20 protein-coding genes are annotated in these 17,638 nt (G+C 62.9%); 12 read left to right on the plus strand and 8 right to left on the minus strand.

All coding sequences use genetic code 11. From position 1 onward, the window contains the following. Nucleotides 1-32: 32 nt before the first annotated feature. The 7 genes from hemF (at nt 33) to ACHAC9_RS03835 (ending at nt 5,298) form a co-directional block, all read left to right on the plus strand. Entirely contained in the window at nt 33-944 is a 912-nt protein-coding gene (hemF, locus tag ACHAC9_RS03805; RefSeq protein ID WP_435757306.1) for an oxygen-dependent coproporphyrinogen oxidase, read from the plus strand. Nucleotides 945-952: 8 nt separating this feature from the next. Continuing rightward, nucleotides 953-1,612 (plus strand): nicotinate-nucleotide adenylyltransferase, encoded by a 660-nt coding sequence (locus ACHAC9_RS03810; protein WP_435757308.1) that lies wholly within the window; start codon nt 953-955, stop codon nt 1,610-1,612. Beyond that, nucleotides 1,612-2,325 (plus strand): ribosome silencing factor, encoded by a 714-nt coding sequence (rsfS, locus tag ACHAC9_RS03815; RefSeq protein ID WP_435757310.1) that lies wholly within the window; start codon nt 1,612-1,614, stop codon nt 2,323-2,325. The genes ACHAC9_RS03810 and rsfS overlap by 1 nt, the downstream gene beginning before the upstream one ends. Before the next feature lie 17 nt (nt 2,326-2,342). After that, on the plus strand, nt 2,343-2,813 hold the full coding sequence (gene rlmH, locus ACHAC9_RS03820; protein ID WP_435757312.1) for a 23S rRNA (pseudouridine(1915)-N(3))-methyltransferase RlmH: 471 nt from the start codon (nt 2,343-2,345) through the stop codon (nt 2,811-2,813). 13 nt (nt 2,814-2,826) lie between these two features. Beyond that, nucleotides 2,827-3,444, plus strand: coding sequence for a Maf family protein (locus tag ACHAC9_RS03825; RefSeq protein ID WP_435757314.1), 618 nt, complete (start codon nt 2,827-2,829; stop codon nt 3,442-3,444). 104 nt (nt 3,445-3,548) lie between these two features. Then, nucleotides 3,549-5,012: a ribonuclease G gene (rng, locus tag ACHAC9_RS03830; RefSeq protein ID WP_435757316.1), complete on the plus strand. Its 1,464-nt coding sequence runs from the start codon at nt 3,549-3,551 to the stop codon at nt 5,010-5,012. 136 nt (nt 5,013-5,148) lie between these two features. Then, a complete protein-coding gene (locus ACHAC9_RS03835) occupies nt 5,149-5,298 on the plus strand; it encodes a lmo0937 family membrane protein (protein WP_435757318.1) in 150 nt (49 codons plus the stop codon). A 94-nt stretch (nt 5,299-5,392) separates the two neighbouring features. Here the strand turns inward: ACHAC9_RS03835 and ACHAC9_RS03840 are convergent, their stop codons facing one another. Further along, a complete protein-coding gene (locus ACHAC9_RS03840) occupies nt 5,393-5,608 on the minus strand; it encodes a hypothetical protein (protein WP_435757320.1) in 216 nt (71 codons plus the stop codon). Nucleotides 5,609-5,720: 112 nt separating this feature from the next. Then, the gene (locus tag ACHAC9_RS03845) at nt 5,721-5,978 is read right to left on the minus strand and encodes a sensor histidine kinase (RefSeq protein WP_435757322.1); all 258 of its coding nucleotides are present in this window, start codon (nt 5,976-5,978) and stop codon (nt 5,721-5,723) included. 480 nt (nt 5,979-6,458) lie between these two features. Here ACHAC9_RS03845 and ACHAC9_RS03850 point away from each other — a divergent pair, with 480 nt between their 5' ends. The 5 genes from ACHAC9_RS03850 to pepA all read left to right on the plus strand — a co-directional run bounded on the left by ACHAC9_RS03850 (nt 6,459) and on the right by pepA (nt 9,977). Further along, entirely contained in the window at nt 6,459-7,361 is a 903-nt protein-coding gene (locus tag ACHAC9_RS03850; RefSeq protein ID WP_435757323.1) for a sensor histidine kinase, read from the plus strand. A gap of 110 nt (nt 7,362-7,471) precedes the next feature. Then, nucleotides 7,472-7,840, plus strand: coding sequence for a hypothetical protein (locus ACHAC9_RS03855; RefSeq protein ID WP_435757325.1), 369 nt, complete (start codon nt 7,472-7,474; stop codon nt 7,838-7,840). A 202-nt stretch (nt 7,841-8,042) separates the two neighbouring features. Then, on the plus strand, nt 8,043-8,333 hold the full coding sequence (locus tag ACHAC9_RS03860) for a hypothetical protein (RefSeq protein ID WP_435757327.1): 291 nt from the start codon (nt 8,043-8,045) through the stop codon (nt 8,331-8,333). Next, on the plus strand, nt 8,287-8,832 hold the full coding sequence (locus ACHAC9_RS03865; RefSeq protein ID WP_435757329.1) for an RAD55 family ATPase: 546 nt from the start codon (nt 8,287-8,289) through the stop codon (nt 8,830-8,832). Before ACHAC9_RS03860 ends, ACHAC9_RS03865 begins: the two co-directional genes overlap by 47 nt. 275 nt (nt 8,833-9,107) lie before the next feature. Continuing rightward, a complete protein-coding gene (gene pepA, locus ACHAC9_RS03870) occupies nt 9,108-9,977 on the plus strand; it encodes a flocculation-associated PEP-CTERM protein PepA (RefSeq protein WP_435757331.1) in 870 nt (289 codons plus the stop codon). A gap of 61 nt (nt 9,978-10,038) precedes the next feature. Here pepA and ACHAC9_RS03875 read toward each other — a convergent pair whose 3' ends face one another. From ACHAC9_RS03875 to ACHAC9_RS03900, 6 genes are read right to left on the minus strand one after another with little or no spacing between them, the layout of a single operon-like run. Continuing rightward, on the minus strand, nt 10,039-10,845 hold the full coding sequence (locus ACHAC9_RS03875; RefSeq protein ID WP_435757333.1) for an extracellular solute-binding protein: 807 nt from the start codon (nt 10,843-10,845) through the stop codon (nt 10,039-10,041). Then, the gene (locus ACHAC9_RS03880; RefSeq protein ID WP_435757335.1) at nt 10,832-11,527 is read right to left on the minus strand and encodes an ABC transporter ATP-binding protein; all 696 of its coding nucleotides are present in this window, start codon (nt 11,525-11,527) and stop codon (nt 10,832-10,834) included. Before ACHAC9_RS03880 ends, ACHAC9_RS03875 begins: the two co-directional genes overlap by 14 nt. Continuing rightward, the gene (locus tag ACHAC9_RS03885; protein ID WP_435757337.1) at nt 11,524-12,231 is read right to left on the minus strand and encodes an ABC transporter permease; all 708 of its coding nucleotides are present in this window, start codon (nt 12,229-12,231) and stop codon (nt 11,524-11,526) included. Before ACHAC9_RS03885 ends, ACHAC9_RS03880 begins: the two co-directional genes overlap by 4 nt. 13 nt (nt 12,232-12,244) lie before the next feature. Next, complete coding sequence (locus ACHAC9_RS03890) at nt 12,245-13,114, minus strand: formate dehydrogenase accessory sulfurtransferase FdhD (RefSeq protein ID WP_435757339.1); 870 nt, start codon at nt 13,112-13,114, stop codon at nt 12,245-12,247. Continuing rightward, nucleotides 13,111-15,912 (minus strand): formate dehydrogenase subunit alpha, encoded by a 2,802-nt coding sequence (fdhF, locus tag ACHAC9_RS03895; RefSeq protein ID WP_435757341.1) that lies wholly within the window; start codon nt 15,910-15,912, stop codon nt 13,111-13,113. The genes ACHAC9_RS03890 and fdhF overlap by 4 nt, the downstream gene beginning before the upstream one ends. A gap of 22 nt (nt 15,913-15,934) precedes the next feature. Further along, nucleotides 15,935-17,635 (minus strand): NAD(P)H-dependent oxidoreductase subunit E, encoded by a 1,701-nt coding sequence (locus ACHAC9_RS03900; RefSeq protein ID WP_435757343.1) that lies wholly within the window; start codon nt 17,633-17,635, stop codon nt 15,935-15,937. Nucleotides 17,636-17,638: the final 3 nt, after the last annotated feature.

A 17,638-nucleotide genomic window follows, 5' to 3' on the forward strand; every position in this document is an offset into this window, starting at 1 on the left:
TCTTATTTTTGTTCCCCCCGATTCAATCGCTCATGTCCACACCCTCTCCTTCCGCCATCAAAGCCTGGCTGCTCGACCTGCAGGCGAGCATCGTCGCAGGAGTGGAAGGGGTGGACGGCAAACCGTTTCTGACCGACAGCTGGGAACGGCCGGAAGGCGGCGGCGGCATGTCGCGCCTGATCGAGGAAGGCAATGTGATCGAACGCGGCGGGGTGAATTTCTCGCACGTGATGGGCGCTCACTTGCCGCCATCGGCAGCAGCAAGCAGGCCCGAACTGGCCGGCCGCGCCTGGGAAGCGATGGGCGTGTCGCTGGTGCTCCATCCGCGCAATCCGTATGCGCCGACGGTCCACATGAACGTGCGCTTTTTTGAAGCGACGGCTGAAGGCCAGGAACCGGTCTGGTGGTTCGGCGGCGGCATGGACCTGACGCCTTATTACGGCGAGGTCGACGATGCACGCCACTTCCACCAGGTCTGCCATGATGCGCTGGCGCCGTATGGCGACGAATTGCACCCGCGCTTCAAGAAGTGGTGCGACGAGTATTTTTATATTAAACACCGCCAGGAAGCACGTGGCGTCGGCGGCATCTTTTTCGATGACTTCAACGAGCTGCCGTTCGATGACGCGTTTGCGCTGGTACGCAGTGTCGGCGATGGTTTCCTGAAGGCCTACCTGCCGATCCTGGAAGCGCGCAAGGACACGCCGTATGGCGAACGCGAGCGCGATTTCCAGGCCTATCGCCGCGGCCGCTATGTCGAGTTCAACCTGGTCTGGGACCGCGGCACGCACTTCGGCCTGCAGTCGGGCGGACGCACCGAGGCGATCCTGATGTCGCTGCCGCCGATCGTGAAATGGCGCTACGACTGGCATCCGGAAGCGGGCAGCCCGGAGGCGGCGCTGTACCTTGACTTCCTGCCGCACCGGGACTGGCTCGCTCAGTGACGCAAGGCATGAGCGCATGCATCGCCCTGCTTGGGGGCAGTTTCGATCCCGTTCACCACGGACACGTCGCGTTGGCGCGGCTGTTTTGCGATCTGCTGCGTCCCGACGCGCTGCGCGTGCTGCCGGCGAAACCGTGGCAGAAATCTTCCTTGCAGGCGAGCGACGAAGCGCGCGTGGCGATGCTGGAACTGGCGTTTCGCGATAGCGGCTTGCCGGTTTCCATCGATTGCCGGGAACTCATGCGCGGCAACGCGACCTATACGGTCGAGACACTGCGTGGCGTACGGAGCGAACTGGGACCGGAGGCATCGATCGTGTTCCTGATGGGCGCCGACCAGTTGCAGAACCTCGACAGCTGGCGCGACTGGCAACAGCTGTTCGAACTGGCCAACATCGGGGTGGCGGCGCGGCCGGGTTATACATTGGAACAAGAAGCGCTGCCGCCCGCGGTAGCGCATGAGCTGGCGCCACGTTTGGCGCCACCAGAACAAGTGCGCACCATGCCTGCCGGCCTGGTGTGCCTGGCGCACACCCTGGCGGTCGACATCTCGGCCACACAGGTGCGCGCGGCATTACGCAACGGGCACGCGCCGGGCACGGACGCGAACTCGCTCGTCTCGCCGGTAGTGCTAGACTATATTCAACAACATAATTTATACAAGAGCTAATGGATATCAAAAAACTGCAAACGCTCGTCGTCGACGCCCTCGAAGACGTCAAGGGCCAGGAAATCACGGTGTTCGACACCACCGGGCTGACCAGCCTGTTCGACCGGATTGCGGTCGTCTCCGGTACGTCGAACCGCCAGACCAAGGCGCTGGCCGCCTCGGTGCGCGACAAGGTCAAGGAAGCAGGCGGCCAGATCGTCGGCATGGAAGGCGAGGACACCGGCGAATGGGTGCTGGTCGACCTCGGCGACATGATCGTCCACATCATGCAGCCGGCCATCCGCCAGTACTACCGCCTCGAGGAAATCTGGGGCGAGAAGCCGGTCAAGCTGGGCGCCGCCAAGCGCAAGTCGACCGTCGAAGCGCTTGAGGCTGCCGAACCGAAGGCCAAGTCGAAGCACCTGGCCGCGAATCAGGACGCGCCGGAAGTCAAGCCGGTCAACGAGCGCAAGCCTGCCGCCAAGCGCGCGACCACTGCCAAGGCAAGCGCCACCGCCGGCAAGCCGCCTGCCAAGAAAGCAGTTGCCAAGCGTGTCTCGAAACCCATCGGCAAGACCATCACGGTCGCGCCAAGCAGGACCGAGATCGCCGCCGTCGAAGCGACCAAGGCCAAGCCACCAAAGCGCAAGGTCGCAGCAGCACCCGCAGCAGCAGCGAACGCCGAACCGGTGAAAAAAGTCATCAAGCGCGTCGTCAAGAAGGCTGCCGAGTAATTTACCAGTAAGTTTGAATGCAACTGATCATCGCCGCAGTCGGCCATAAAATGCCGGCCTGGATCGACACCGGTTTTTCCGAGTACACGAAGCGCATGCCGCCCGAGCTGCGCATCGTGCTCAAGGAAATCAAGCCGGTCGAACGTTCCGGCAGCAAGACGGCCGCCACCGCGATGGCGCTCGAACGCGAGCGCATCGAAGCCGCATTGCCGAAAGGCGTGCGCATCATCGCGCTCGACGAGCGCGGCAAGGACCTGACAAGTGTCGGTCTGTCCCAGCAATTGTTGGGCTGGCAGCAGGATGGCCGCGATACGGCTTTCCTGATCGGCGGGGCCGACGGCCTCGACCCGGAACTGAAAGCGCGCGCCGAGGGCCTGATCCGTATTTCCAGCATGACGCTGCCGCATGGTGTCGTGCGGGTCATGCTGGCGGAGCAGCTCTACCGCGCCTGGTCCATCACCCAGAATCATCCGTATCACCGCGTCTGACACCAGGTCTCCCATGAAAGTGCTTGATAAAAAAATCTACCTCGCCTCGAAAAGCCCGCGGCGGCGCGAACTGCTGCGCCAGGTCGGCGTGGACTTCGACCTCTTGATGCTGCGCACCGACCCGGCGCGCGGCGTCGACGTCACCGAGGACGTGCGCCCCGGCGAGCTGGCGCACGACTACGTGGTGCGCGTCGCGCTCGAAAAAGGCGCCTTCGCCTGGAAGGTGCTGCAGCAACGCCGCCAGCCGCTGCGCCCGGTGCTCACGGCCGACACGACCGTGACGCTGGAGGACGAGATCCTCGGCAAGCCAGGCGATCCGGCGCAGGCGGCAGCGATGCTGGAGCGCCTGTCGGGCCGCACGCACCAGGTGTTGACGACGGTCGCGGTGCATTTCACCGACATGGCCGAGCACGTCACGCAGGTGTCAAACGTGCGTTTTGCCCGCTTGAGCCCGCAAGCGATCCGCGCCTATTGCGCCACGCCTGAACCCTACGACAAGGCCGGTGCTTACGGCATCCAGGGTCTGGCGGCGCTGTTTGTCGAGCATATCGAGGGCAGCCACTCGGGGATCATGGGCTTGCCGTTATTTGAGACGGCAGGATTGCTGCGCCGGGCGGGCGTGTTGATTTAAGCGTTGACCGGGGCCTACCGTCGGGTGGGCCCGTACTTCCCCGCCTTCTCCCTTGCCCAGCGTGTATCATGGCACTCTGAACAATATCCTGTGCCCAGCGTGCCATGAACGAAGACATCCTCATCAATATCACTCCGCAGGAAACGCGCGTGGCGCTGGTCCTGCAGGGCGCGGTGCAGGAGTTGCACATCGAACGCACGCTGACGCGCGGCCTGGCTGGAAACGTGTATTCGGGCAAGGTGGTGCGCGTGCTGCCGGGGATGCAGTCGGCCTTCATCGATATCGGCCTGGAACGTGCGGCCTTCCTGCACGTGGCCGACATCTGGGAAGCGCGCCCCCACGACAACACCAACACCCCGCCCACGCCGATCGAAAAGCTGCTGTTCGACGGCCAGGTGCTGACGGTGCAGGTGATCAAGGACCCGATCGGCACCAAGGGCGCCCGCCTGTCGACCCAGATCTCGATTGCCGGCCGCATGCTGGTCTATCTGCCGCAGGACAATCACATCGGCATCTCGCAAAAGATCGAACGCGAAGCCGACCGCGAACTGCTGCGCACGCGCATGGCGGGACTACTGCCGACCGAGGAAAGAGGCGGCTACATCGTCCGCACCCAGGCCGAGGAAGCGTCCGACACCGACCTGGCCGCCGACATCGATTACCTGCGCAAGACCTGGGCCGCGATCCAGAACGGGGCACGTACCCGTCCGGCCACGAGCCTGTTGTATCAGGATTTGAACCTGGCCCAGCGCGTGCTGCGCGATTTCGTGCACGACGAGACGGCGACGATCCAGGTAGATTCGCGCGAAAACTACGTCAAGCTGGTCGAATTCGCCCAGGTCTACACGCCGAGCGTATTGGCGCGCCTGCAGCACTACACCGGCGAGCGCCCGCTGTTCGATTTGTATGGCGTGGAAGAGGAAATTCTGCGCGCGCTGGGCCGCCGTGTCGATCTGAAATCCGGCGGCTACCTGATCGTTGATCAGACCGAGGCGATGACGACGATCGACGTGAATACCGGCGGCTATGTCGGCGGACGCAATTTCGCGGATACCATCTTCAAGACCAACCTCGAAGCGGCGCATGCGATTGCGCGCCAGCTGCGCCTGCGTAACCTGGGCGGGATCATCATCCTCGATTTCATCGACATGGAAAACAACGAGCACCGCAACCAGGTGCTTGCCGAACTGAAGAGAACGCTGGGGCGCGACCGCACCAAGGTCTCGGTCAGCGGCTTCTCGGCGCTGGGCCTGGTCGAAATGACGCGCAAGCGCACGCGCGAGTCGCTCGCCCACATCCTCTGTGAGCCCTGCCCGGCTTGCGCCGGCAAGGGACAAGTTAAGACCTCGCGCACGATCTGCTATGAAATCCTGCGCGAACTGCTGCGCGAAGCGAAGCAGTTCAACCCGCGTGAATTTCGCATCCTCGCCTCGCAGGAAGTGGTCGATCTATTTTTAGAAGAAGAATCGCAGCACCTGGCGATGCTGGGCGACTTCATCGGCAAGAAGATTTCGCTGCAGGTGGAAAAGGGGTATCACCAGGAGCAGTACGACGTCATCCTCATGTAAATTATTAACAAAATAATAATTTTATGTGTGTTGCCGAACGGAAGAACCGTAGGGGTTCAGGCAAGATGACTCATCGGTTGCAAACGCCAGACACCGAGCGTTCTTGTACCTTATCCCTACAATCAGAAAGTAAAAAATGCTTTATACCCTCGCTGTTGTACTCATCATTTTGTGGCTTCTCGGAATGGTCACCTCCACGGTTGCCGGTGGTCTGATTCACATTCTCCTGGTCGTGGCCGTCGTTGTCATCCTGGTGCGCGTCATCACCGGACGCAAGGTACTCTGACCGGAGTTTGACCAACGCTGATCACGTTCAGTGGTCAGCATTCCGGGGCCGCACGCCGGCCAGGTTGCGCACAATGCGTCGAGGTCGGCAGGTTTCACAAACTGTCCGGTAGTCCGATGCCGAGAATGCAAACGTCCGGCATCGCGAATGCGATCGCTTCCAGGGCAGCGCTGGCCGTATGGGCTAGCCTGACCTCGCATCCCATCGGCCCCAGGAAAAACTGCAACATGTCGGCCGCATCAATATTGTCGTCAGCTACCAGCAACGACAGCTTGGGATTCCCCACCGGCAGTTCAACCAGGCGTTCCACGTTACGCCGTTCCGGTACTGCTACGCCTGGGGCCTTGGCAGGCACCCCGTGAAACGGCTGCCGTGGCCAAGACCTGCGCTTTGGCACGTCACCCTGCCCCCATGCCGGATAGTCAGACTGTGCACCAGCGCCAAACCGATACCCAGACTCCCAGGGTGCGGTCGGATGTATCGCGGGCTTGCTCGAACAAGCTAAAAACAGTCTTTTGCATGCCCACGGCGATGCCGATGCCGTTGTCGATGACTTCGACGCACACCTCACTGTCGGTAATCGACATCTCCACGCTGATGATCCCGTCAAGCGGGGTGTATTTCGCCGCGTTGTTGAGGAGATTCGCAAGCACCTGAACCAGTCGCTTTTCGTCGCCCATGACGTGGGCCTTTGGGGGCCGCCAGTTTGATCGCCAGCGGCCCATCATGACTTCCGCTGCCGGGTTCCAGGTCTGGATGAACCGTCCCGGTCGAAGAGAAAAATTGCTTAGCCCGCTACTTTCTCGACCATACGGGAAGAGCTGTGCTCCAGAATGTGTTCGTTCATTTGCTCGCTCTACAGGTAATCAGCGTCAGTTGAAACGGCGAGCTCGCCGCAGGGTCTCGGCTATACGTTGAAGGGGCGCAGGCAGGCGAACGGTAGCCGCCTGCGATGCAACGCATGGGTGAACCATCCGGCGCACCATGTTCAAACCTGTACTACCGTCGCGAAAGGCCACGCCAGCCTCATCCTGCATGTGAATCATTTATATCGAATTCGTCATATTCCCTTGACTTGCCACCTGAAATTCCCTAGCGTCTGCATCAGGTAGCTGTTTAAATCACAGCGTTCTTTGCGGCGAATCAACGGGCTTCTGAAAATGGTCACACAATCATCCGGCCGCCACCATGCGCCGCTCAGCCAGCATGAAATGGGTCCGCGGGACGGACGCGCTTATGCAACCGACAGCGGGAGCGACGCGCAAGAGCGCGCGATGCTGCGCCTGACGCATGAACAGATGATGGTCAACCAGGCGCTGGTGGAAAAGATCTTTGCCTGCGAACGGGCCGAGTCGGCCCTGCGCGCTTCCGAGCAACAACTGCACGATCTCCTTGCGCACCAGCTGGCCACACGCGAAGACGAGCGCAAGCGCATTTCGCGCGAATTGCACGATTCGCTGGCCCAGAACCTGCTGGCACTGCGCATCGACATCGTCATGCTGCACCAGCACACCACGAAACGCCACTACCGCCTGCGCGACCGCATCGGCGCTGCGCTCGACAATGTCGATATCACGCTGCGCACGGTGAAGGGATTGCTCGGCGAATTGCGTCCGTCCTGCCTCGAACTGGGTTTACAGGCCACGGTCGACATGGAATTGCGCAAATTTACGCGGGCCAGCGGCATTGCCTGCGAGCTCAGTGGGAGTCCCGCCGTCGACGCCCTCGCGCTCGGCGAAGAAGAACTGCTGACCATCTACCGGGTGCTGCAGGAATGCCTCAACAATGTGTTCCGTCATTCGCTGGCGAGCCGGGTCAATGTGCGCCTGGACGGGAGCACCGACCGGCTGACGATGCGCATCGTCGACAATGGGATCGGCTTCGACCCCACCACGCCACGCAAACCGAGCAGCTTTGGCCTGCTCGACCTGCACGAGCGGCTGACGGCGCATGGCGGCGAGCTCGTCGTGAAAGGTGCACACACGCACGGGACCGAAGTGGTGGTGAACATTCCCATCGGGCCACGGCTGCGCAATGAGCCTGGCCGACCTGCAATCGGATAGGAGGATATCTTCAACACATTCACCTGACCCATTGGCGCCATCAACGCTGACGGCCATGTCCCCGTTGCCTGAACGCTATGCCAATACCGACCGAGCTGTTCGCAACAATCATGCAACGTCTTGACGCGACGAGCGCTGCCGATGCTGCCCTGGAGGCAACCCGTCTCTGGCAGACGCTATTCGATAAATTCAGCCCCCTGATCGGCCCCTTGAGCGCCGAACTGCTGTTCATGCGCAGCCTGTCGATGCACGAAGCCGTCTTTCCCTGGCTGCCGCGGATCGCCCCGGCTTCGGTGCGGACGGCATTTCCGGCCTTCGAACGAAGCCTCGACGGCCGTAGCGTTGAAGAGATCGTCGCCGCCAATCGTGCATTACTGTCGACGTATACCGACATCCTTGCCGAACTGATCGGCACGAGGCTGGCAGGCAAATTTCTGGCCGCGGCATTTGCACATGATGCCACCAACAAAAATATTTAGCCGTTTTGCATCATGACCGACAACGTTGAATTGCGCCAGTTAGCGAGGGGTGTACCGGATTCAACACCATCCTCGGAGACGGCCTGCGCGAGCTGTTGTTCAATATCATCGGCGGCGCTCCGGGTAGCGGCAAGACCACTTTGTCCCAGCAAATCATGTTCAGCCTCGCCTCCCCACAGGCAAGGCACTGTTGGTTACCGCCATGGGTGAGCCGACGGTTGAGATGCTGCGTTACCAGGAACAATTCAGTTTCTTTGATTTCAACAAGGTTGGCGATTCCGTCAATTTCATCAGCCTCGCTGCCAAGGTCGAAGAAGCCGATTACTGCCCGGTGTTCTACTATATTCTCGAGCAGGTGCGCCTCTACGCGCCGGCCAGGTGTTTATCGATTCTTTCCGATCCTTTGTGCAAATGGTGCACGCAACGGCGAAACCGGTGTCATTGCCTTGTTCGAGCGCAATCCGACCCAGCTGATGAACGTGCGGCTCGATGAACTTGTGCAGGCCGGCCAGGTGGTGCTGACCAGCATCCGCGCGGTCGAGTTGTCGTTCGACGAAATACTGAACAACCTGCTCGTCAGCGTCGAGCGGATCAAGGCGACGCGGGTGGTGCTGGACTCGATTCCCGGCTTCCTGATGTCGCTGACGCAGGACGCGCGCGAAGACTTCAATGAATCGCTGTATCGCATGGCAACCATACTCGGCAGCAAAGGGGTCACTCTCCTGATGACGAACGAGACGGAAGACCGCTTCGACCGCCTCAGCTTCAGCCCCTACGGCAGCGTGGTGCTGGCAGACGCCGTGATCATGCTGCGCTATGTCGAACACCAGGCCGAGCTGCGCACCGTCGTTTCCGTCATCAAAGTCAGGGGAGCCAGGCACAGCCGCCAGTTCCGCACCTTCGACATCACCGATGAAGGCGTGGTCATCGGCGACGGGCCGGCGCCATACCACGGGATGTTGTTGGGAGGTTTGCAGTCAAGGCAGCCGTGACGGAATAGCGCGCCTGACCTGATAACGCCAGCCTTCGCGCTGGCGTTTTTATTAGGCCGCCCGGTATTTCGTTCGCAGCTTTACAAATGTAAAGCTATCCTGACATCAACTTATTCCACGTAGAAATAGCAGACTGTCGAGATTCTTTACACGTAAGGACGAATGTAGAAATAATTACTTTAAGCAATTGATTTAAAAGAAGATTTATTTTTGGCATGACCTTTGCTTTACCAAAAGTTCACCCACCCTGACGACTATTTGTCGAAAGATTAACCATGAATTCCCTTACGAAACTTATGTGCGCCGCAGCAATTGCTGTGGGCACGACCGGTACCGCAATCGCGAGTCCGGTCCTCAACAATTGGGTGTTCAATCCAAACGGTGGCGGCTTTGCAAAGGGTCAAGTCGTCAATGAATACCTGGACATCAACGGTAATGCGTTCATCCAGCTGACCGCAACCGGCGGCACTTCCTTCGACATCACGGAAACCGCAGTCTTTAACATCGTGCAGGCCGACAGCAAGGGCAAGCTGTTCCCCCTGAACTACCAGGGCGGGAATATCACCGCGACCTTCGAAGCAACCGGCACCGGCAATTTCGGCGGCAGCTTCGCTTTCAGCAAGGGCACGGTGCGCATGTACCAGAACCCGAACGGCGGTCAGTACGGCGGCACGAACGGCCTCTACGGCGCCAACCTGGGCAACATGATCGCCGAGTTCAGCGTGCTCGGCGGTGGTGGCCTGGTCGATGAAAGCGGCGTCCCGACCCGCAATGGCCAGGTCAGCGTCTTCGCCCAGGCGGCGCCCGGCATGCTCGACGCCGGCTACTTCTTCGACGGCGCCGGCAAGGACCTGTCGACCGAGTCGATCCTGTCGTTTGCGTTTACGAATGCGAATACAATCGGCAGCCCAACCGGCAATCTGGTCAACGAAGTGGCTTGCCAGTTCGCCAGTTTCAAGGGGCCGGGCTGCACTGGCGGCACCTACCGCAACCGTCCGGGCCAGTATTTCTTCATCGGTTCGAATGGCCAGTTCAAGCTGGCCGAAGGCGCGCAAGTACCGGAACCGGGTTCGTTCGCCCTGTTCGGCATCGCCCTGCTCGCCGCCGGCGCGACGGTGCGCAAGCGTAAAGCCCTGTTGAAATAAGCAGCACCGGATCGAAAAAAGCGGCCTGGGCCGCTTTTTTTACGTGATCAGCGTGACCCGGTCAGCGTGACCCGCTCGGGAAAAACAGCTGCTCCCCGGCTGGTTTAAAAGCGGCAATGCGCGCCTGGCCCTCCGGCGAGGTGATCCACTCGATCAATTGTTTGGCGCCCTTGTAGTTGACGCCCGGGTGTTTCGCCGGGTTGACGGCAATGATCCCGTACGGATTGAACATGCGTTTGTCGCCTTCGACCAGGATCGCCAGGCCCGTCTTCGCCTTGTAGGCACCATAAGTGGCGCGGTCGGTCAGCGTGTAGGCGCGCATTTCGGCGGCCATGTTCAGCACTTCGCCCATGCCCAGGCCTGCCGACACATAATTCGTGCCTGCCGGCCTGGTTCCCGCCGCCTGCCAGTAGCCCTTCTCCATCAGGTCGGTGCCCGAGTTGTCGCCGCGCGAAATGAAGCGGGTCCCGCTGGCGGCGATCTTCCCGAAGGCGGCGAGCACGTCCTTGTTTCCCTTGATGCCGGCCGGGTCACGCTCCGGGCCGACAACGATGAAGTCGTTGTACATCACGTCGCGCCGCTCGATGCCCCAGCCGTCAAGCACGAACTTGTCTTCCAGCGGGCGCGCATGCACCAGGGTCACGTCGACGTCGCCATTCTTGCCCAGTTCCAGCGCCTTGCCGGTGCCGACCGAGATGACATTGACCTTGATGCCGGTCTTCGCTTCGAAGGCCGGCAGCAGGACCGCCAGCAGGCCGGAGTTTTCGGTGCTGGTCGTGGTCGACAGGCGGATCGCGTTCTGGGCCAACGCCAGCGGCGAGGCGAGCGTCGCGCACAGCAGCACGGCGAGTAGATTACGGCGTTTCATCAGGTTCTCCTTGTGCTTCAATTTTACCGGCCCGGACTTCGAGATGCCCGTCGCGCAGCTTCAGGCGCCGCACGCCGGGCAATCCAATCAGGTCGCGGTCGTGGCAGGCCATGACCACCGTACTGCCCTCTTGCACGAGCGTCGGAATCAGGGCGATCACCTGTTCGCGCGCGGCGCCGTCGAGGTTGGCGGTGGGTTCGTCCAGCAGCAGCAGGCGCGGTTGCAGCACGCGGGCCCGCGCCAGTGCCACGCGCTGCTTCTCGCCACCCGACAAACGGGTCGGGTCCGTATCGCGTAAATAGTCCACGCCGGCCCAGTCCATCGCCTGCGCGACCAACTGCGCCACGCGCGCCTTCGGTTCGCCGCGCGCCGCCAATCCATAGCCGATATTCTGCGCGACGCTGGTCGAAAACATGATCGGATGCTGGTGCACGTAGACGATGGCGCGGCGCAGCAGCTGCGGATAAGGGTGGAGGGACACGGATTTGCCCTCGAAGCTGAGGTCTTCGACCTGGGCCGTATCCAGGCCGGCCAGCACGCGCAGCAGCGTGCTTTTTCCCACGCCGTTCGCGCCGGTCAGCACATAGGCGCTGGCAGAATCCAGGGTCAAGGCCTCGATATCGAACAGCAGGCGTTCGCCGTGGCGCTTCTTCAAACCGCGTACCGTCAGCAAGGGGCTCAAACGCGCCCTCCCGCCGTATGCGCTTCGCCCTGCAACAGCATCAGGGCGCCGTTCATCAACAGCGCCAGGGCGACCAGCACGATGCCCAGCGCGATCCCCTGCGCGAACTCGCCCTTGCTCGTTTCCAGCGCGATGGCGGTGGTGATGGTGCGCGTCTCGCCTTCGATGTTCCCGCCCACCATCAGGGCGCAGCCGACTTCCGAGATCACGCGTCCGAAACCGCTGATCACGGCCGCCATCACGCCGTAGCGCGCTTCATGCAGCACGGTGGTCATCACGCGCCAGCGCGAGGCGCCGAGCGCCCGTGCGGTCTCGGCATAGCGCGCGTCGAGCCCCTGCACCGCCGCCAGTGTGAACGCCAGCAGCACCGGCAAGCCGACCACGAACTGCCCGGCGATGATGCCCGACTGCGAAAACAGCCATTCGAGGGAGCCGAGCGGGCCGCGGCGCGACAGCAGCAGGTAGAGCAACAAGCCTATGAGGACGGTCGGCAAGGATAAGGCGCACTGCGCCAGCCAGATCGCGATGCGGCGACCCGGAAAACGGTGCATGGCGATCGCGTAACCGAGCAGCACCGCGGGTGGCGTGGCCAGCAGCAGGCCGATGATGCTGGTTTTGAGCGACACCCAGATGATGCGCCAGAGCGCCGCATCACCGGAAAACAGCAGCGCGAAGGCGTGCGCCGTGGCGTCGAACAGGGACATGCGCTCCCGCCTGTCAGGCGGTCCGGGGAAGGTGCGGCAGGTCGAGCAGTTCGGGCTCGAACACGAGCCGCTCCTGCCCGGCCAGCAGCAGGAAGTGCTTGCCGCTGCAGCGCGCCAGCAGCGACATGCCGACCTTACCGGCCACCATGTGCCCCATCTGCGTGGTGCCGGAGCGCGACAGCAGGAAGGGAATACCCATCTGGGCGCCCTTGATGACCATTTCGGACGTCAACCGGCCGGTGGTATAGAAGACCTTGTCGGCGCCATCGATCCCCTCCAGCCACATCAGGCCGGCGATCGCATCGACCGCGTTGTGGCGGCCCACGTCTTCGACGAAATACAGCAGCTCGCCCGTGTTCGAAAACAGCGCGCAGCCGTGCACCGAGCCTGCCTGTTTATAAATCGATTGCTGGGTGCGGATGGTGTCGACGATGCGGTAGACGACCGACTGGGACAGTTTCGCAGTATCACTCAGCGAAATAGTCTCGACCTCATCCATTAATCCGCCAAATACTGACCCCTGACCACAACCGGTGGTGACGACCTTCTTCGCCGTGCGCTCTTCCACATCGGCGATGCCGCTGCGGGTGACGACCGCCACCGCATCGACGGCCCAGTCGACCTGCACCGACACCACGTCCTCGATCGAACGCACCAGGCGCTGGTTGCGCAGGTAACCCAAAGTGAGGGCTTCCGGCGCGCCGCCAAGCGTCATCAGGGTGACCAGCTCGCGCTTGTCGACATACACCGTCAGCGGCCTTTCGGCCGGAATCGAGATGGTCGAGGCGCGACCCCGTTCGTCGAGCGAACTTACCTCGTGCGTGAGGTGGGCGTGCGCATCGGAGAGTTGTGGGCGGTAGCGTGGATGGTCGGGACGGTTCATCTTGCCAATTGTGCCATACCGGCCAGGATTTGGCCGCCACCGTAGCTGCTCTGGTGTGCGACCTCCCCGCCCGCCGTCACCTTGATCGCACAATACTTGAACTCCGGGATCTTCCCGAACGGGTCGAGCGCGGCGTTAGTCAGTCTGTTGATCGCCGCTTCGTAGTAGCAGAACGGGACGAAGATCGCGCCCACCGGCGAGCTGTCGTCGGCACGCGCATACAGCACGACCTCACCGCGACGGGACGCGATCGTGATCGGCGCGCCCGGCGTGATGCCCATGCGTTCCAGATCGAGCGGGTGCACCAGCGCCACCGGATCGGGCTCGATCGCGTCGAGCACCGTGGCGCGCCGGGTCATGCTGCCGGTGTGCCAGTGCTCGAGCTGGCGGCCCGTGATCAGCACCAACGGGTACTCGGCATCGGGCCGCTCGTCGGCCGGGATGATATCGGCCGGAACAAAACGCGCCCTGCCCCCTTCGCGTGGGAACAGCTCGGTGAACACGACCGGCTGGCCGACGTCGCCCTCGTTCATGCACGGGTAGACCACGGCGCCGTTCTGTTCCAGGCGTTCCCAGGTAATGCCGCCGATGCTCGCCATCGTGCGGCGCATCTCGTCGAACACGTCCGACACGTGACCGTAGTTCCACGGCAGGCCGAGACGGTTCGCCATCTGCTGGATGATCCACAGGTCCTGCTTCGCGTCACCCGGCGGGTCGATCGCCTGGCGGCCCAGCTGGACCAGGCGGTCGGTGTTGGTGAACGTGCCGGTCTTTTCCGGGAAAGCGGAGGCCGGCAGGATCACGTCGGCAAGATACGCCGTCTCGGTCAGGAAGATGTCCTGCACCACCAGGTGTTCGAGCGCGGCCAGCGAGGCGCGCGCGTGGTTCGCGTCCGGATCGGACATGGCCGGGTTTTCGCCCATGATGTACATGCCGCGGATCTGGCCTGCATCGATCGCGCCCATGATCTCGACGACCGTCAGTCCCGGTGTCGGGTCGAGCGTGGCGCCCCAGGCGGCCTCGAATTTCGCACGCGCCACCGGATTGTCGACGCGCTGGTAATCCGGCAGCATCATCGGGATCAGGCCGGCGTCCGACGCGCCCTGCACGTTGTTCTGGCCGCGCAGCGGATGCAAACCCGTGCCGGGACGGCCGATCTGGCCCGTCATCAGCGCGAGCGCGATCAGGCAGCGCGCGTTATCCGTGCCGTGGATGTGCTGCGAGACGCCCATGCCCCACAGGATCATCGAGCCTTTCGAGGTCGCGTACAGGCGTGCCACGTAGCGGATGGTTTCGGCGTCGATGCCGCAGATCGGCGCCATCGCGTCCGGGCTGTACTCGGCGACGTTCGCTTCCAGCTGTTCGTAGCCGATCGTGCGCGAGGCGATGAAGTCGGCGTCGACCAGTTTTTCGGTGACGATCACGTGCATCATCGCGTTGAGCAGCGCGACGTCGGTGTCCGGCTTGAACTGCAGGTAGCGGTGCGCGTGGCGCGCCAGCTCGGAGCGGCGCGGGTCGAGCACGACCAGCTTGGCGCCGGTACGCACGGCGTTCTTGATCCAGGTGGCGGCCACCGGGTGGTTCACGGTCGGATTGGCGCCGATGATGACGATGACTTCGGCGCGCGTGACGTCCATCACCGGGTTCGAGACGGCGCCCGAGCCGATGCCTTCCAGCAGGGCCGACACCGACGAGGCGTGGCACAAACGGGTGCAATGGTCGACGTTATTCGTGCCGAAGCCGGTGCGCACCAGCTTCTGGAACAGATACGCCTCTTCGTTGCTGCCCTTGGCCGAGCCGAAGCCGGCCAGCGCATTGCCGCCATGGGTGTCGCGAATCTGCGCGAGCTTGCCGCCGGCCAGCGCCAGCGCTTCTTCCCAGGTCGCTTCGCGGAATACTTCCAGCACGCGGTCCGGATCCATGACGAAGTCGCCGGTTTTCGGCATGCCTTCGCGGCGGATCAGCGGTTTCGTGAGGCGGTGCGGGTGGTGCGCGTAATCGAAGCCGTAGCGGCCCTTGACGCACAGGCGTCCCAGGTTGGCCGGACCGTCGCGCCCTTCCACGTACAGGATCTTGTTGTCCTTGATGTTGTAGGTCAGCTGGCAGCCGACGCCGCAGTACGGGCAGACCGAATCGACCTGCTTGTCCGGGACGTTCAACGCCACGTCGCGCGCCGGCATCAGGGCGCCGGTCGGGCAGGCTTGCACGCATTCGCCGCACGCCACGCAAGTGGAGGCGCCCATCGGGTCGTCCTGGTCGAACACGATTTTCGCATTCTCTCCGCGGAAGGCGAGACCGATGACATCGTTGACCTGCTCGTCGCGGCAGGCGCGCACGCAGCGCGTGCACTGGATGCAGGCGTCGAGATTGACGGTGATCGCGGCATGGGTGTCGTCACGCTGCGGCTGGGCGCGCGTGCGCGGGAAGCGCGACAGGCCGAGCCCGAGCTTTTCGGCCCAGACATCGACTTCGTTCTTGCGCGTGTATTCTGCTTCCGGCATGTCCGACAGCAGCAGTTCGAGCACCATCTTTTGCGACGCGATCGCGCGCGGGCTGTCGGTGCTGATCTTCATGCCCTGGCTCGGATGGCGGCAGCAGGATGGGGCGAGCACGCGCTCGCCGTCGATCTCGACCATGCAGGAGCGGCAGTTGCCGACGGCTTCATAGCCTTCCTTGTAGCACAGGCGCGGGATCTCGATGCCCTCGCGGGCTGCGACTTCGATGATGGTCTCGTGCGGCAGCGCCGCTACCTGGCGGCCGTTGAGTTCAAAGGCGACGGTGGGAGTCATTGCGTTCATGGCGGTTTTACCTTAACTGAGCTTACCGAGCTAGCTCGTGCGGGAAGTATTTGATGACGCAGTCGAAGGGATTCGGTGCGGCCTGGCCGAGACCGCAGATCGACGCGTCGCGCATGACTTGCGACAGTTCGCCGAGCAGCGGCACATCCCATACGGGCTTGCGAATGATGTCGAGCGCCTTGGCGGTGCCGTTGCGGCAGGGCGTGCACTGCCCGCAAGACTCGTCCTTGAAGAAGGCCAGGGTATTCCTCGCGGCGGCGGTGGCGCTGTCATGGTCCGACAAGACCACCACAGCGGCCGAGCCGATGAAGCAGCCATACGGCTGCAGCGTGTCGAAGTCGAGCGGAATGTCGCCCATCGATGCGGGCAGGATGCCACCCGAAGCGCCGCCCGGCAGGTAGGCGTAAAAACTGTGGCCATCCTGCATGCCGCCGCAGAACTCCTCGATGAGTTCCGTGATCGTGATGCCGGCCGGGGCCACCTTCACGCCCGGCTGCTTCACGCGGCCCGAGACCGAGAACGAGCGCAGGCCGCGGCGGCCGTTGCGCCCGAAGCTGGCGAACCAGTCGCCGCCGCGTTCGAGGATCTCGCGTACCCAGTGCAAGGATTCGAAATTGTGTTCCAGCGTCGGGCGGCCGAACAGGCCCACTTGCGCCACGTACGGCGGACGCAGGCGCGGCATGCCGCGTTTGCCCTCGATCGATTCGATCATGGCCGACTCTTCGCCGCAGATATAGGCGCCCGCGCCGCGGCGCAGGTGAATTGGTGGCATGCCCTGCACCGGCGGGTCGAGCCGCAACTTCTCCAGCTCGGCCTCCAGCATGGCGCGGCAGCCGTGGTATTCGTCGCGCAGGTAGATATAGATGGCTTCGATGCCGACCGCCCAGGCGGCGATCAGGGCGCCTTCCAGGAAGCGGTGCGGATCGCGCTCGAGATATACGCGGTCTTTGAACGTGCCGGGTTCGCCTTCGTCGATGTTAATCGCCATCAGGCGCGGGCCCGCTTCATTGCGCACGATGCGCCACTTGCGGCCCATCGGGAAGCCTGCGCCGCCCAGGCCGCGCAGGCCGGAGGCCTCGAGCGTGCCAATGACCCGCTCGACGTCATGTTCGCCGGCGACGCAGGCGCGCAGCAGCGCGTAGCCGCCTTTTTCGCGGTAGTCCATGAAGCCGACGTGGTCGGTGACCGCGTCCGTCGTTTCACCGGCGCTGGCCTTGGCCACGACCGTCTCGACGGTGGCGTTCGGAATGGCATGCTGTCCCACCACCGCGGCCGGCGCCTGCTCGCAGCGGCCGATGCACGGCGCTTCCAGCACACGTACCTCGCGCCCGAGCAGCGCCGGCAGCTTGTCCAGCAAGTCGCGCGCGCCCGCCATCTCGCACGACAGGCCGGCGCAGACGCGCACGGTGAGCGCGGCCGGGGCGGCTTGTCCCTCTTTCACCACGTCGAAGTGGTGGTAGAAGGTGGCGACCTCGTAGACCTCGGTCTGCGCCATGCGCATTTCCTGGGCCAGTGCGGCCATGTGCAGGCTCGACAGGCAACCGAAGTGGTCCTGGATCTTGTGCAGGTGTTCGATCAGCAGGTCGCGCTGGCGCGATTCGCTGCCGAGCAAGGCCTGGACGTCGGCGAGTGCCTGCGGATCGACGCGGCGGCCCTTCGGGGCTTCGCGTTTGCGCTGGCGGGTCGCGCCGGCGATGGCGATCGGGATGATGGGATGGTTCATGAT

This window comes from Massilia sp. CMS3.1, assembly GCF_051262535.1.
Taxonomy (GTDB): domain Bacteria; phylum Pseudomonadota; class Gammaproteobacteria; order Burkholderiales; family Burkholderiaceae_D; genus Telluria.